13 protein-coding genes are annotated in these 13,750 nt (G+C 42.0%); 5 read left to right on the top strand and 8 right to left on the bottom strand.

From position 1 onward, the window contains the following. Window positions 1-322 precede the first annotated feature (322 nt). Entirely contained in the window at window positions 323-1,045 is a 723-nt protein-coding gene (locus tag ACI48O_RS15295; protein ID WP_435562698.1) for a toast rack family protein, read from the bottom strand. Window positions 1,046-1,435: 390 nt separating this feature from the next. Here ACI48O_RS15295 and ACI48O_RS15300 point away from each other — a divergent pair, with 390 nt between their 5' ends. Beyond that, entirely contained in the window at window positions 1,436-3,487 is a 2,052-nt protein-coding gene (locus ACI48O_RS15300; protein WP_435562699.1) for a molybdopterin oxidoreductase family protein, read from the top strand. Between the two features lie 68 nt (window positions 3,488-3,555). Here the strand turns inward: ACI48O_RS15300 and ACI48O_RS15305 are convergent, their stop codons facing one another. Then, on the bottom strand, window positions 3,556-3,948 hold the full coding sequence (locus ACI48O_RS15305; protein ID WP_435562700.1) for a hypothetical protein: 393 nt from the start codon (window positions 3,946-3,948) through the stop codon (window positions 3,556-3,558). A 208-nt stretch (window positions 3,949-4,156) separates the two neighbouring features. Between ACI48O_RS15305 and ACI48O_RS15310 the strand changes: the two genes are divergently transcribed. From ACI48O_RS15310 to ACI48O_RS15320, 3 genes are all read left to right on the top strand, one after another. Further along, window positions 4,157-4,693: an NUDIX hydrolase gene (locus ACI48O_RS15310; RefSeq protein WP_435562701.1), complete on the top strand. Its 537-nt coding sequence runs from the start codon at window positions 4,157-4,159 to the stop codon at window positions 4,691-4,693. Window positions 4,694-4,930: 237 nt separating this feature from the next. Then, entirely contained in the window at window positions 4,931-5,224 is a 294-nt protein-coding gene (locus tag ACI48O_RS15315) for a c-type cytochrome (protein ID WP_435562702.1), read from the top strand. A 188-nt stretch (window positions 5,225-5,412) separates the two neighbouring features. Next, window positions 5,413-5,601, top strand: coding sequence for a YgaP family membrane protein (locus ACI48O_RS15320; protein ID WP_435562703.1), 189 nt, complete (start codon window positions 5,413-5,415; stop codon window positions 5,599-5,601). Window positions 5,602-5,740: 139 nt separating this feature from the next. Here ACI48O_RS15320 and ggt read toward each other — a convergent pair whose 3' ends face one another. Next, window positions 5,741-7,321: a gamma-glutamyltransferase gene (gene ggt / locus ACI48O_RS15325; RefSeq protein WP_435562704.1), complete on the bottom strand. Its 1,581-nt coding sequence runs from the start codon at window positions 7,319-7,321 to the stop codon at window positions 5,741-5,743. A gap of 128 nt (window positions 7,322-7,449) precedes the next feature. Between ggt and ACI48O_RS15330 the strand changes: the two genes are divergently transcribed. After that, window positions 7,450-7,752 carry a c-type cytochrome gene (locus ACI48O_RS15330; protein ID WP_435562705.1) on the top strand — a complete coding sequence of 101 codons (303 nt, stop codon included), beginning with the start codon at window positions 7,450-7,452 and terminating at the stop codon, window positions 7,750-7,752. 271 nt (window positions 7,753-8,023) lie between these two features. Here the strand turns inward: ACI48O_RS15330 and ACI48O_RS15335 are convergent, their stop codons facing one another. From ACI48O_RS15335 to aspA, 5 genes are all read right to left on the bottom strand, one after another. Then, window positions 8,024-8,473 (bottom strand): OsmC family protein, encoded by a 450-nt coding sequence (locus ACI48O_RS15335; RefSeq protein WP_435562706.1) that lies wholly within the window; start codon window positions 8,471-8,473, stop codon window positions 8,024-8,026. Between the two features lie 270 nt (window positions 8,474-8,743). Further along, entirely contained in the window at window positions 8,744-9,496 is a 753-nt protein-coding gene (gene sdhB / locus ACI48O_RS15340) for a succinate dehydrogenase iron-sulfur subunit (protein ID WP_435562707.1), read from the bottom strand. 2 nt (window positions 9,497-9,498) lie between these two features. Beyond that, window positions 9,499-11,262 (bottom strand): succinate dehydrogenase flavoprotein subunit, encoded by a 1,764-nt coding sequence (gene sdhA / locus ACI48O_RS15345; RefSeq protein ID WP_435562708.1) that lies wholly within the window; start codon window positions 11,260-11,262, stop codon window positions 9,499-9,501. A gap of 104 nt (window positions 11,263-11,366) precedes the next feature. Continuing rightward, window positions 11,367-11,978, bottom strand: a complete 612-nt coding sequence (locus ACI48O_RS15350; RefSeq protein ID WP_435562709.1) for a succinate dehydrogenase cytochrome b558 subunit — start codon at window positions 11,976-11,978, stop codon at window positions 11,367-11,369. Window positions 11,979-12,212: 234 nt separating this feature from the next. After that, a complete protein-coding gene (aspA, locus tag ACI48O_RS15355) occupies window positions 12,213-13,679 on the bottom strand; it encodes an aspartate ammonia-lyase (RefSeq protein ID WP_435562710.1) in 1,467 nt (488 codons plus the stop codon). Window positions 13,680-13,750 lie beyond the last annotated feature (71 nt).

Consider the following 13,750-nt stretch of genomic DNA (forward strand, 5'->3'; position numbering starts at 1 on the left):
TACCTAAACAAGGAGGTATTTTTTGTGTTCGTTCTTTACGTTTTTTATACGTTTAGCTTTTTGGCGGACATGAAGTCCGTTATTTTCATAAAAACGCCACTTTGGAACTGTTTTCCGGACACGGAGTACGCTATTTGTGAAAAAATCAGGGAAAATGGCTATCTTTATGCTAAATAGCGGAACGTATGTCCGATAAAAATGTAAAACCGCCGTTTTTACTTCAAATAGCGGAACGTATGTCCGCTCAATTCCTTTTTCATGAACTAACAGCAAAAATCGAGCGGTGTCGCACGCACCCCCCCAGATCTTTGCTGACTAACTATTATTCTAGTTTAAAAACCGCTTCTCCCACTCCCAGCGTGGTTTTTACGTTAATGATGACATCCGCGTTCTCGTATGCTTCATTAACGTAAACCCCATTTCCTTTTGAAATAAAATCAACAAATTCTGCATGACCAATTCCTTTGGTGGATTTGATTTTTACCCCAACGTCCTCCGGTAAAATAATTGTTGATTGTCCAACCCCCATATCTAAAGAAACATCAAAACTCTCTTCCCACTTTCCACCAAGATCAATGGTAATATCACCTATACCCGCGTTAACATCAAGATCTCTAAGCTGCAAGCCCGTTAAATTCAAATTAGATTCTGAAGCACCTGAGTTAACTTTAAGTTCAAGCGGTACATCATCGTTTACTTTTAAGTCCCACTTGTTCACTACTTCTCCTATGCCATCGTTCACTAATTTACGCTTCTTTTGCTCAATGACACCGGTCCCTTTGTCTCCAATATGTAAATAAGTGATATCAGGCGTTAATTTGTCATCATTATATTTAATCGTTCCTTCGACCCACTCGTCAGCCCCGCTGCTAACCTTCAATTCACCGGCAGGAATAGTAAATTCCAGCTCCAATTCTTTCGCCCGATCCTTTTCCATCAAAACTTGATCACTTTGCTCTTGATTATTGTTATCGATTCCACAGCCCGCCGTTACAAAAACAACCAAAAAGGCTGACAGCGCCATTACTATGAATCTTTTATTCATGGTCATTTCCTCCCCTTAATGATTTCCAACATTATTGTATAAATGGTCCGTATAATGTAAAAACGGCTCAAGGATTAATTGGATGTCCGACCTAAGGCTGACTGCTGTTTGGTTACTAAGCTTTTCTCACCGTCATTGTACCACTAACAATTCTTTTTTTCCTTTATTAGGAAAAATAAAACAGACTATGAACGGATATTAGTGCTTTTCTTGACAGCCCTCAACCATTCTTAGATACTACAAAGTAACGAGAGGAATGCAGCTGGTTCTACTAAATTCCCTTTTTTTGTTATCGCAACATAATAGTTTAACAACTATAATTAATACTATTAAACATAAAATCGACAAATTCGGGTGGTGGCTCGGAATCGACCCCAAAAGGAGGCAAACATGCAACGAGATGGTGTTTTTCAATCGGTTTGCTCGCTTGATTGTCCTGATCAGTGCGGCTTACTTGTTCATAAAGAAGATGGAAAAATTGTCAAAATTGAAGGGGACCCGAATCATCCGGTTACCAAAGGAAATATTTGCAATAAAGTGCGCAATATGACAAACCGTCTATATGCTGAAAATCGGCTTAAATATCCGCTAAAACGGACGGGAGCTAAAGGCGAAGGGAAATTCGAACGCATCAGTTGGGAAGAAGCGCTCGAAACCATCACATCACGCTGGAAGAAGCTCATTGAAACGGATGGACCGGAAAGCATCCTTCCTTATAGCTTTTACGGCAACATGGGCAATCTTACCGCTGAAGGAATGGACCGCCGCTTCTTTCATCGCCTTGGATCCTCCCAGCTTGATCGGACCATCTGTTCCGTCGCCGGCGGTGTGGGCTATAAATACACAATGGGCGGCAGCTTCGGAACCGACCCTGAAGATACTATTCACTCCAAACTATTCATTTTCTGGGGCATAAACGCGGTGAGCACAAACATGCATCAGGTTACACTGGCTCAAAAAGCCCGCAAACAGAAAGGAGCCAAAATTGTCGTCATTGATGTTCACAAAAATCAAACCGGCAGATTAGCAGATTGGTTTATTCCGATTTTACCAGGAACTGATGCCGCCCTTGCTCTCGGTATGATGCATATATTATTTGCCGAAAACATGGTTAACAACGCATTCCTTCAGCAATACACGGTCGGTCACGAGGAATTACGCGAACATGTCGTTCAATACGACCCGGAAACCGTTTCGAAAATTACCGGAGTTCCGGTTGAAGATATTTACAAGCTTGCCCGTATGTATGGCCAGACTTCCCCTTCGTTTATTCGAATTGGAAACGGGCCGCAGCATCACGATAATGGCGGTATGTGTATTCGCACGATCTCATGTTTACCAGCACTTACAGGGCAATGGTTTGTCAAAGGCGGCGGTGCCATCAAAGGCAATTCCGGTTATTTAGCATACAATGGCGACCACCTACAGCGTCCTGATTTTTTGAAAAATAAAACAGCCAGAGTGATCAATATGAATCAGATTGGCGAGGCGTTACTCACGTTAACCCCTCCGGTTAAAGCTCTCTATGTCTATAGCTCCAACCCCGCTGTTGTCGCACCGGACGGCAACAAGGTACGGCAAGGTCTTGAACGCGAAGATTTATTTACCGTGGTTCATGATTTATTTTTAACAGAAACAGCCATGTATGCGGATATCGTGCTGCCAGCAACATCGGCATTCGAAAACACGGATTTTTACGCATCCTACTGGCACCATTATCTTCAACTGCAGCAGCCGGTGATTGAACCGTACGGCGAGTCCAAATCAAATGTCCAAGTATTCAAGCTGCTTGCGGAAAGAATGGGCTTTGAAGACCCAGCATTCCATGAGAGTGAAGCAGACATGATTGCCGGGGCGCTCGATAACCCGGAAAACCCATATTTAGCGGGCATTACGTATGATGCATTGGTTAAGCAGCAATTTGTGAAGGCCAACGTAAAGCCTTTATTCCCTGGAAAACTGCCGACTCCAAGTGGAAAAATAGAACTGTATTCCGAGAAAATGAAACAGGATGGCTATCCTCCATTACCGACCTATATCCCATTACGGAACGACGGGGAAGAGGATAGCAGTCAGAAGTTTCCTTATTTATTTATTCCGGCGCCAAATCATAATTTCTTAAACTCTACTTTTTCAAATAACGAAAAGCACCAAGCACTTGAAAAAGAGCCACGGCTTCATATGAATCAGCAGGATGCGATTGCAGTAGGAATAGAAGATGGAGAAATGGTCCGAGTTTGGAATAACCGAGGTGAATGTGAGCTTAAGGCAGCAGTTGGCGAAAACGTTCTTCCTGGGGTGGTCGTAACACAAGGTCTGTGGGCAGATATGGAAGGCACGAAGCAGCTCGTCAATTCCCTCACCCCCAATCGTTTAGCCGATATGGGCGGTGGAGCAACCTTCTTCTCTGGACGGGTGGATGTGGAGAAACTTTTAAAATAAATAATAAAACGATCGGGACCAATTACGGTCCCGATCGTTTTAATTTAGTTTATAAGCGAGATACTCTATTATGCCGGGCTATTGCCTAAATAGATAAACAAATCATTCATTAGAAGAAAAGCAGCCATTTCTTTTACGCCATCATTAATAAAAGGCACACCAATTAAAATGATGCCACCCTTTGTATGGTTCTGAATGACCTCGGTTCCATCAATTCCATTCCATTCATAGCCATTATTTTTTTGTTGCGCTTTTACAACCTTAAACTCATCGCTTTTTAATAGATTAGAAACGAGTTTATTCTTTTCTGCCCCTACAATATAGGATACGTCACAACCGCAATGGTCTGTTGAATCTCCCGTTTCTGCTACTGGTTCTGCCGCCTGTGCCGCATTGCCGGGTAACACAAGCATTAATACTACAATCATGCTGCCAAATAACAAAGATAGATAACCTTTCATTTGCTAACCTCCTTATTTTTGAATACCCTTCTATTTTATTACTAAAACTTGCCATAAAATTGTACGGTTTATGAAACCTTTTTCACAAATTTATGATAGTAAAAAGTATAAACGTAAATAAGTAAATTACCGATATGGTTTTATTCCATTTTCCAAAAAAGCTATAATAGACTTACTACTTTGGAGTTTGCTCCTTTAAACAATAGAGGTGAATGAATTGGCTTGGAAAATAAACAGTTCAGTTAAGGATAAAATTAATCGATATACGATTACAACCGATGAGGTAACCCTCCCTAACGGAGAACAAAAAACCTTTTCGTATTTAGATTTCGCAAAAGGAGTTTGCATCCTGCCGATCACGGATAACAACGAGGTCTTATGTTTAAAGCAATATCGCCACACCATCAAGGACTGGCAATGGGAACTCCCTGCCGGAGCGATTGATAATGTAAGCTTGCCGCCAATTGAAACGGCCAAACGAGAACTAGAGGAAGAAACAGGCTACATAGCCGAACATTGGCTTGAGTTAGGCAGCTTTTACCCCTCTCCCGGTTCTACGAGCGAGGAAATCTTTTTGTTTGCGGCCGCGGGACTAACTCCTACCCAGCAAAAATTAGAAAGCAGTGAACAAATTGAGGTCCACGCGCTTAGTATGGAGGAGTTAAAGAAATTAGTTGCAGATGGGGAATTCAAGCACGGAGCCGGCTTGGCTGCTATGCTAAGATACAAATTTATTACTGATTAATCAAATGCAGATTAGAAGATATCCTAGAAAGAGCGACCCAAATTGAATAAAATAGGTCGCTTTTTTTGTTATAAGGTATTCTACTTTTCCCTCAAAAAATAATTCTCAAACTTTTGACAAACTTCTAGTGGAAAGTTGTACCAAAAGTATTTTAATATATTGTTAATGTTTAATTTAGATGGAATTAAGGATTTAAAATTATGTTTAACAAAAAAGAAGGTATGGAGGAGAGACATCATGAAACGACTATGGACAGTGTTAGTGCTTTTACTTTTATTATTAGCAGGATGTTCATCAAGCTCCGATGAAAGCGGCGCAATGGATGGAGAAGCACTTTATAAGAAAAGCTGTTTAGCTTGTCACGGTGAAGACCTAAAAGGAACTTCAGGGCCGGCGGTATTAAATATGAAAAACAAGTATTCTGAAGAAGAAGTTCTTAATATTATTAATAACGGTGTTCGAATGATGCCAGGTAAACTATTATCAGAGGAAGAAGCACAGATTGTTACCGAATGGTTAATGGAGAAGTAATTTTTTAGGTATGCATACATAAACCTTAGAAGTACTGCCGATTGTATTGTCGGCCATACTTCTAGGGTTTTTTTATTAAATTTGCCAAACTCTCACAAAAAGCTACTTTGTGACTTAGTCACGGTAAATACTCGACCCAAAAGCTATCATTAACTTAAATCAATTAACTACATAGGGGATGAGTAATTGTGAAAGCAAATATTGGAGGAACTGACCGCGTTATTCGTTTGATTCTCGGGGTCTTGCTTTTAGGCCTTTTTCTACTCGATGGAAATGTAAAATACTTTGGATTAGTAGGGATTGTACTGATCTTTACTGCCACTATTCGCTTTTGTCCGCTTTATCCAATTTTTAAAATAAATACTAACAAAAAATAAGCAGCCACCGGGCTCTATGGGAAAAGACGGCGTATAATCCTATTTTTATAGAGATATACGCTGTCTTTTTTTTAATCAAACGATTGATTAAATTTTATTTGGTTGGGATGGGACCTGTAGCTTCCCAAACCCCAACAACCTATATTCCCACGGCCGCTCCGTCCCCTCTTGGGTCGACACCTCCGTGCCGGAAGCCTTGGTCATCTATTAATATGGCATTGGCATGGCCCATTACACCGTCCACGGAACCCACTTTATTAACGATATGACCGACCTTCCCCAGTTGCTCGATGACGTGTTGGTCAACCCTGCACTCTATCTTTAACTCTTGGCTTGCCTCTCCCCATGTTCTCCCCCACACAAATCTCGGCAGAGAGATTGCTTCCTGCGGGTTCATTCCGTAATCAATCATCCTCGTGATGATGGCTGTTTGGGTTTGCGACTGACCCTCACCCCCTTGAGTCCCATATAAAATATACGGTTTTCCTTCCTTCAACACCATTGCAGGCATCAGCGTATGGAAGGTACGCTTTCTTGGTTCCAAACGATTGACATGAGAAGGATCCAGCGAAAAGAACGAGCCTCTATTTTGCATAATAACCCCTGTATCACCGGCCACAACCCCCGAGCCAAACTCAAAATAAAGACTTTGGATAAATGAAACTGCATTCCCCTCTTCATCCACGACAGCGGCATGAGCTGTATCACTACCAACCGGTCGCGTATCAAGTGGAAGCACCTTTTCCATGTTAATCTCGTCAGCCATTTCCTTCCCATACGTTTTGCTGATTAATTTTTCTAAAGGAATATCAAAAAAATCAGGATCGGTTAATACCCCATTCCGGTCCCGAAAACTCCGTTTTAATGCTTCAACTAATAAATGATAATATTCGAAGGAACCATGCGGAATATTGGTTAATTCAAAATTCTCCAATATGTTCAAAGCCATCAGGCCAACAAAGCCTTGCGAATTGGGCGGTACTTGGCAGACGGTATAATCCCGATACGTTGTTGAGATGGGATCAGTCCAGCTCCCGTGATGATCCGCAAAATCCTCCAATGTCAATACGCTTCCTTTCGCCCGAAGATTAGCGACGATTCTTTCCGCCAACTCCCCTTTGTAGAAATGATCTCTTCCCTTTTCTGCTAGCTCGCTTAGCGTATTGGCTAATGCTGTTTGTACAAATCGTTCATGTACAGTTGGAATCCGATTTCCCGGAAGAAAGATGGCCGCGGTATCGGAATCTTGGCGTAAAACATCCACATTTTTTATGGTATTTTCATATTGATCATTTGAAACAGGGAAACCAAATCGGGCATACTTTAGGGCGGGTTCTAGCACCTCTGCAAGGGTTAACCGGCCATATTCCTTAAGCATCGCATCCCAACTGTCAACCATTCCCGGAACAGTAATAACACTTTCAATACCACGAAAAGGAATGGCATCTCTACCTATGTAATGTTCTCGAGACACTAGCGAGCCTGAGCGCCCACTTCCATTAAATGCACGGAGCTGTTTATCTTTCGTACTGTATGTAAGCCAAAACGAGTCCCCTCCAAGGCCCGTCATATGCGGATAAACAACCGCCAAACAGGCACTTACGGCAACAGCAGCATCAAAGGCATTTCCGCCTTTTTGTAAAATGGAATTTCCTGCTTGCGAGGCCAAATAATGCGGGCTTACCACCATTGATTTACTTCCAACAATCGCTTTGCGCATTTTCGTCCCTCTCTTTCAATTTTTTGCGTCTGGAAATATTTTCTTAAGTAATTTTTTTAGTATTAAAATAGGGAAATTTACTAATAATTACCTTAACTATAACACGATAATGACAAGGAGGAGATAGGGTGAAACGAATCTGGACTATTATGTTGATGGTTTCGGTATTACTGTTGTTAGGAGGGTGTGGTGCCAATGAGAAAGAGAATAATGAAGCAGCGGATGTAGAGACGCTTTATAAAAATAAATGCTTAGCGTGTCATGGAGCCGATCTTCAAGGAGCTTCTGCACCGGCATTAACTAACCTATCAGACAAATATTCAAAAGACGAAGTGTACAACATCATCTTAAACGGAGTCGGCATGATGCCCGGAAAGCTATTATCTGAAGAAGAAACCGAACTTATGACGGAATGGCTGATGGAAAAATAACGATAGATTTCGTATAGGAGGAGGCCTGGATTTTTAATTATATTATTAATCAAACGTTTGATTAAATAGAGTAGACTGTTAATGTTGGTCACATGCACCCTTCATGTGACCACTTTGACGGTTTTCCTTATCGGTTTTGGTCACAAAGCCGCTGGAGTTAAGGCTCCAAACACCCCTTACTCTATAAAAAAAGAGGTGCCAGTTTATTTAACGGGACACCTCTTTTCTCCACAAAATTCATTATTAAAAATTCCAGTTAAACACAGGTCAACTACACCCGTGATCCAATAAAAATCTCGCCCCGCTTTAGGTTAACTGGATTTTCAATCGTGTCGCCTACCGGGCATGTTTTTTCAATAAAATCTACGAATTCTTCTACTTTTTCTCTCGGTGCGTCAGTATCGATATGAATATGATAGCGGACATCGCTATAACCCCGGCGGACATCAGATTTATTCATGAAGCCATCTGTATCGAGATCTCCCTCGACCTCAACCCAAAAATCATTGAACTCAATCCCAAATTTACGGGCATACACGCGAGCAACAATGGATTGACATGCACCTAATGCACACAACACCAATTCTACCGGATTCATTCCCGTATCCATTCCTCCGAGTTCCCGTGGTTCATCAATGGTTACCTCAAAATTTCTGGACTTCACTTTAACCTGAACGCCGTCTTGTAAATGAGCAGTAGCTTTAAATGTTGTTAATGGCATTTGAAAAACCTACCCTTCTCATTAGATATACTGGACTTACCATCTAAAATTATAGTCCTCTGCCCCGCAAAAGAGAAATATTTACCGTCCCCCTTGGGTTATTTTTAAAAGAAAACAGACCTGCTGTACATAAAATGTTAAAAAACTCGACTTCATTTATAAGGCCCATAAAAAAACCCCAATTCAATAAATGAATTGGGGCTACCCTGGGGGGGGTTTACACAACATATGTGAAGCTAAATAACTCGGCGGGTGTCAGTGCACCCTTTTTTAACCGAAGAAATTCTTAAATGATTGAGCAACTACTTGTCGGTTTAAAGCTGCAATCGATGTGGTGAGTTGAATTCCTTTCGGACAAACCTCAACACAGTTTTGAGAGTTACCGCAAGTAGTGATGCCGCCTTCACCCATAATCGCTGCAAGGCGCTCTTCTTTATGCATCGCCCCAGTAGGGTGAGTATTGAAGAGGCGGACCTGTGAAAGTGGTGCTGGCCCAATGAAAGGTGAATGATCATTTACATTCGGGCACGCTTCAAGACAACAGCCGCATGTCATACACTTAGACAACTCATACGCCCATTGTCTAGTGTTTTCTGGCATCCGTGGTCCAGGACCTAAATCGTGAGTCCCATCAATTGGAATCCAAGCCTTTACCTTCTTCAACGCGTCGAACATCCGCTGGCGGTCCACTGCTAAATCACGGACAACAGGGAATGTACTTAAAGGCTCGATTCGAATCGGTTGTTCAAGCTGGTCGATCAACGAGGAACATGCCTGGCGAGGTTTTCCGTTGATCACCATCGAACATGCTCCACAAACTTCCTCAAGGCAAACAGATTCCCAAATGACTGGGGTTGTCCGTTCTCCTTTAACATTAACCGGGTTCTTCTGGATTTCCATAAGGGCCGAAATGATATTCATGTTCGAGCGATATGGAATTTGAAATTCTTCCTGATAAGGCAGTGAATTCCGATCGTTTTGCCGTTTGATAATCAGTCTAATCGTTTTGCCGTTTCCCGCCATGATCATTTGGCTCCTTTCTTAGCTTTTGTATAATCCCGTTTCCGTGGCTGAATTAAAGAAACATCAACATCCTGGTAAGAAAGCTCAGGCTGTTTTGTGCTTGGATTGAATTTTGCCATTGTTGTTTTTAACCACTCATCATCATTACGATCAGGGAATTCTGGTTTATAGTGAGCACCACGGCTTTCATTACGGTTAAGCGCACCTAGTGTAATCACTTGTGCTAAATTAATCATACCCTCAAGCTGACGAACAAAAGAGGCGCTTGAGTTACTCCATTTAGCTGTATCTTCAATATTAATTCGCTTATATCGTTCAACGAAGTCTTGAAGCTTATCATAAGTCATCTTTAACTTCTTGTTTTCACGAACAACGGTCACATTATCCGTCATAAGCTCGCCAAGCTCTTTGTGAAGTAAATAAGCGTTCTCTGTTCCGCCCATTGATAAAATCGAATGGTATCTTTGTCCGTCCTCTGCTAACTGACGATCAAATATAGAAGATGAAATACCATCAGTAGAGCTAGTCATTCCCTTGATATAATCAAGCGCTGATGGTCCTGCTACCATACCGCCATATACAGCCGATAATAGTGAATTCGCACCAAGGCGGTTTGCACCATGCTGAGAATAATCACATTCACCAGCCGCAAACAAACCAGGAATATTCGTGCGCTGATCAAAATTCACCCAAAGTCCGCCCATTGAATAGTGAACAGCCGGGAATATTTTCATTGGAACCTTGCGTGGATCATCACCCATGAATTTTTCATAGATTTCCATAATTCCGCCCAGTTTAATATCCAGTTGTTTTGAATCAATGTGAGACAAATCAAGATATACCTTGTTCTCCCCATCAATTCCAAGCTTCTGGTTTACACACACATCAAAGATTTCACGTGTTGCAATATCACGTGGCACTAGATTTCCATAGGCAGGATATTTTTCCTCAAGGAAGTACCAAGGTTTGCCGTCCTTATACGTCCAAACACGACCGCCTTCTCCACGTGCTGATTCACTCATCAAGCGGTTTTTGTCATCACCAGGAATCGCTGTCGGATGAATTTGAATGAATTCTCCGTTAGCATAAAATGCGCCTTGCTCGTACAATCTTGCAGCTGCATAACCTGTATTGATCGTTGAGTTCGTTGATTTTCCAAAAATAAGACCAGGTCCACCTGTCGCAATAATAACTGCGTCAGCCGGAAATGCCTTCATTTCCATTGAACGTAAGTCTTGAGCAGTAATGCCTCGGCAGACGCCCTCTTGGTCAAGAACAGCCGATACAAATTCCCAGCTCTCATACTTTGTTACTAAACCTTCTGCTTCAAAACGACGAACCTGCTCATCTAGTGCGTATAATAGCTGTTGACCAGTTGTAGCGCCTGCGAATGCAGTTCGATGATGCTGCGTACCACCAAAACGACGGAAGTCGAGTAATCCTTCAGGTGTACGGTTGAACATTACGCCCATGCGGTCAAACATGTGAATGATTTTCGGAGCCGCTTCACACATTGCTTTTACAGGAGGCTGATTGGCTAGAAAATCTCCGCCATACACGGAATCATCGAAATGTTCCCATGGTGAATCATTCTCTCCTTTTGTATTAACCGCTCCGTTAATTCCGCCCTGTGCACAAACGGAGTGGGAACGTTTCACCGGCACCATCGAAAATAAATCTACTTTAGTCCCTGCTTCAGCGATCTTGATTGCGGCCATTAAGCCCGCCAAGCCGCCGCCGACAATGACAATTTTTCCTTTGCTCATTTATGTTTTCCTCCTATCGAGTATTCGACAAAACTCGGGTCGTACTACGTGCTAAGTGCTACGTGCTAGGCGCACCAGAACCTATTCGTTCCTGCCAGCACCTATTACGCAAATGCAAGAATCGCGCGTACCCCAATAATGGATAGTACAACAAAAAGTCCGAGTGTAATATATTGGGTAATTTTTTGAGATTTTGGTGAAACGGTAATCCCCCAAGTAATTAAGAAAGTCCAAACTCCGTTCGCGAAATGGAAAACGGACCCAACAATCCCGATAATATAAAGCACCAATGCGATTGGGCTTTCAACGATGCCGGCCATTAGATCATAACTTGCTTCCACTCCAAAAAACTCTACTTGGATTTTTGTTTCCCAAATATGCCAAGTTACAAAGATAAGAGTGATAACTCCGCTTAAACGCTGTAAATAAAACTTCCAGTTTCTAAAATACCCATAGCGGTTGACATTGTTTTTCGCCTGAAACGCAATATAAACCCCATAAATACCGTGAAAATACATCGGAATAAAAATAATAAATGCCTCAAGGAAATATTTAAATGGCAAATTCACCATGATTCCCGCGGCAGTATTGTATGCATCAATCCCCCATGTTGCTGTATAGTTCACAAAAAGGTGAACCATCAGGAACACCCCAACTGGGATGATTCCTGACAGGGAGTGAAGCTTTCGATACAAATGCTGATTTTTTCGCTCCATCTCTTATAACCTCCTAATACTTTTAACTATCATTTGGTGCTCTGCTAATCTGGTAAACTACTAAAGCACCGTTCCCGCATTCGATTGTTGATTTCCGCTCCAGGTGCTCCCTTTCCGCGGGGGAGTCCGGGAGCCTCCTCGACGCTTTAGCGCCTGTGGGGTCTCCCGTGACACCTTCTCCCGCAGGAGTCTCGCACCTTCCTCTCCAATCAACAATCAACATCGTCTTTTATATTAAGCAAGCACTAGCTCGCGCTCGCTTTTATTTTGTTTCTTCTTTTCTATTAAAAATTTCCCAGAGATACCAGGATGAGTCATTTCAAAAGGATTTAAGATCGTATCTAGTTCTTCAGTAGTAAGCACGCCACGCTCAAGCACGATTTCTCTTACCGGTCTCTTTGCAACGATTGCTTCACGAGCAATGGATGCAGCTGTTTCATAACCAACATGAGGGTTGATCGCTGTGATTACGCCGACACTATTATCTACATAAGAAGCCATTCTATCTGCATTAGCTGTAATTCCGCTTAGGCAATGAGTACGGAATACATTGAACACATTCGTCATTACTTTTATAGACTGTAAAAGATTGAATACAATTACCGGTTCCATTACGTTAAGCTCAAATTGGCCTGCTTCAGAAGCCATGCTGATTGTTAAATCGTTTCCAGCTACTTGGAACGCACTTTGATTTAATACTTCTGCCATAACAGGATTTACTTTTCCTGGCATGATGGAAGAACCTGGCTGACGAGCTGGTAAATTAATTTCACCAAATCCACAACGAGGACCTGAAGCCATCATCCGTAAATCGTTGGCAACTTTAGACATATTTAGCATACAAACCTTCAATGCAGAAGATACTTCTACATAGCAATCTGTATTTTGTGTACCATCAACAAGGTTTTCAGATCCTTTTAATGGATAACCACTGAATTCGGATAAATAGCTAACTGCTTTCTTAATATACTCAGGGTCAGCATTCAAACCAGTTCCGACTGCTGTTGCCCCCATATTTACTTCATATAAATGCTCACGTGTAGCATCGATTCGTTTAATATCTCTTCTAAGAACTCGTGCATATGCTTCAAACTCTTGACCAAGGCGAATTGGCACAGCATCCTGTAAGTGAGTTCTTCCCATTTTAATGATGCCGTCAAACTCACGTGCCTTGTTCATGAATTCTGCATGCAAGTCTTCCATCGCTTCAAGCAATACATCTAAAGATGCAAGCGTAGAAAGATGAATAGCTGTTGGGAAAGAATCGTTTGTAGATTGAGCCATATTTACGTGGCTGTTTGGACTGATTACTTTGTAATTCCCTTTTTGTTCACCGATCAATTCAAGTGCACGGTTGGCAATGACTTCATTTGTATTCATGTTGATGGAAGTACCTGCTCCACCTTGGATTGGATCGACGATAAATTGATCATGAAGACGACCATCGATTACTTCTTGAGCTGCTGCTGCAATTGCATCGGCGATTTTCCGATCCATTTGGCCGATTTCTGCATTCGCAAGAGCCGCTGCTTTTTTTACAATTGCCATTGCAATAATTAATGCTTCATCAATTCGATATCCGGTGATAGGAAAGTTTTCGATTGCACGCATCGTCTGAACTCCATAATAAGCCTCAACCGGTACTTCTTTTTCACCTAAAAAGTCTTTTTCGATGCGGAATAAATCTTTCATCACATTCATCTCCTAATTTTTTTATATGGGGGACCTCCCCCTTCACTTTACTTCTGTAAAGCATCGGGGGACTGTCCCCC

Source organism: Neobacillus terrisolis (assembly GCF_051233475.1).
In the GTDB taxonomy this organism is placed as follows: Bacteria; Bacillota; Bacilli; order Bacillales; family Cytobacillaceae; genus Bacillus_BU.

What these genes read in the sequence shown, in the direction of transcription:
- aspA (WP_435562710.1), bottom strand. Translation starts at nt 13,679, where the DNA reads ATGAATGTGATGAAAGATTTATTCCGCATCGAAAAAGACTTTTTAGGT.
- ACI48O_RS15300 (WP_435562699.1), top strand. Translation starts at nt 1,436, where the DNA reads ATGCAACGAGATGGTGTTTTTCAATCGGTTTGCTCGCTTGATTGTCCT.
- sdhB (WP_435562707.1), bottom strand. Translation starts at nt 9,496, where the DNA reads ATGGCGGGAAACGGCAAAACGATTAGACTGATTATCAAACGGCAAAAC.
- ggt (WP_435562704.1), bottom strand. Translation starts at nt 7,321, where the DNA reads ATGCGCAAAGCGATTGTTGGAAGTAAATCAATGGTGGTAAGCCCGCAT.
- ACI48O_RS15305 (WP_435562700.1), bottom strand. Translation starts at nt 3,948, where the DNA reads ATGAAAGGTTATCTATCTTTGTTATTTGGCAGCATGATTGTAGTATTA.
- ACI48O_RS15335 (WP_435562706.1), bottom strand. Translation starts at nt 8,473, where the DNA reads ATGCCATTAACAACATTTAAAGCTACTGCTCATTTACAAGACGGCGTT.
- ACI48O_RS15295 (WP_435562698.1), bottom strand. Translation starts at nt 1,045, where the DNA reads ATGAATAAAAGATTCATAGTAATGGCGCTGTCAGCCTTTTTGGTTGTT.
- sdhA (WP_435562708.1), bottom strand. Translation starts at nt 11,262, where the DNA reads ATGAGCAAAGGAAAAATTGTCATTGTCGGCGGCGGCTTGGCGGGCTTA.
- ACI48O_RS15315 (WP_435562702.1), top strand. Translation starts at nt 4,931, where the DNA reads ATGAAACGACTATGGACAGTGTTAGTGCTTTTACTTTTATTATTAGCA.
- ACI48O_RS15350 (WP_435562709.1), bottom strand. Translation starts at nt 11,978, where the DNA reads ATGGAGCGAAAAAATCAGCATTTGTATCGAAAGCTTCACTCCCTGTCA.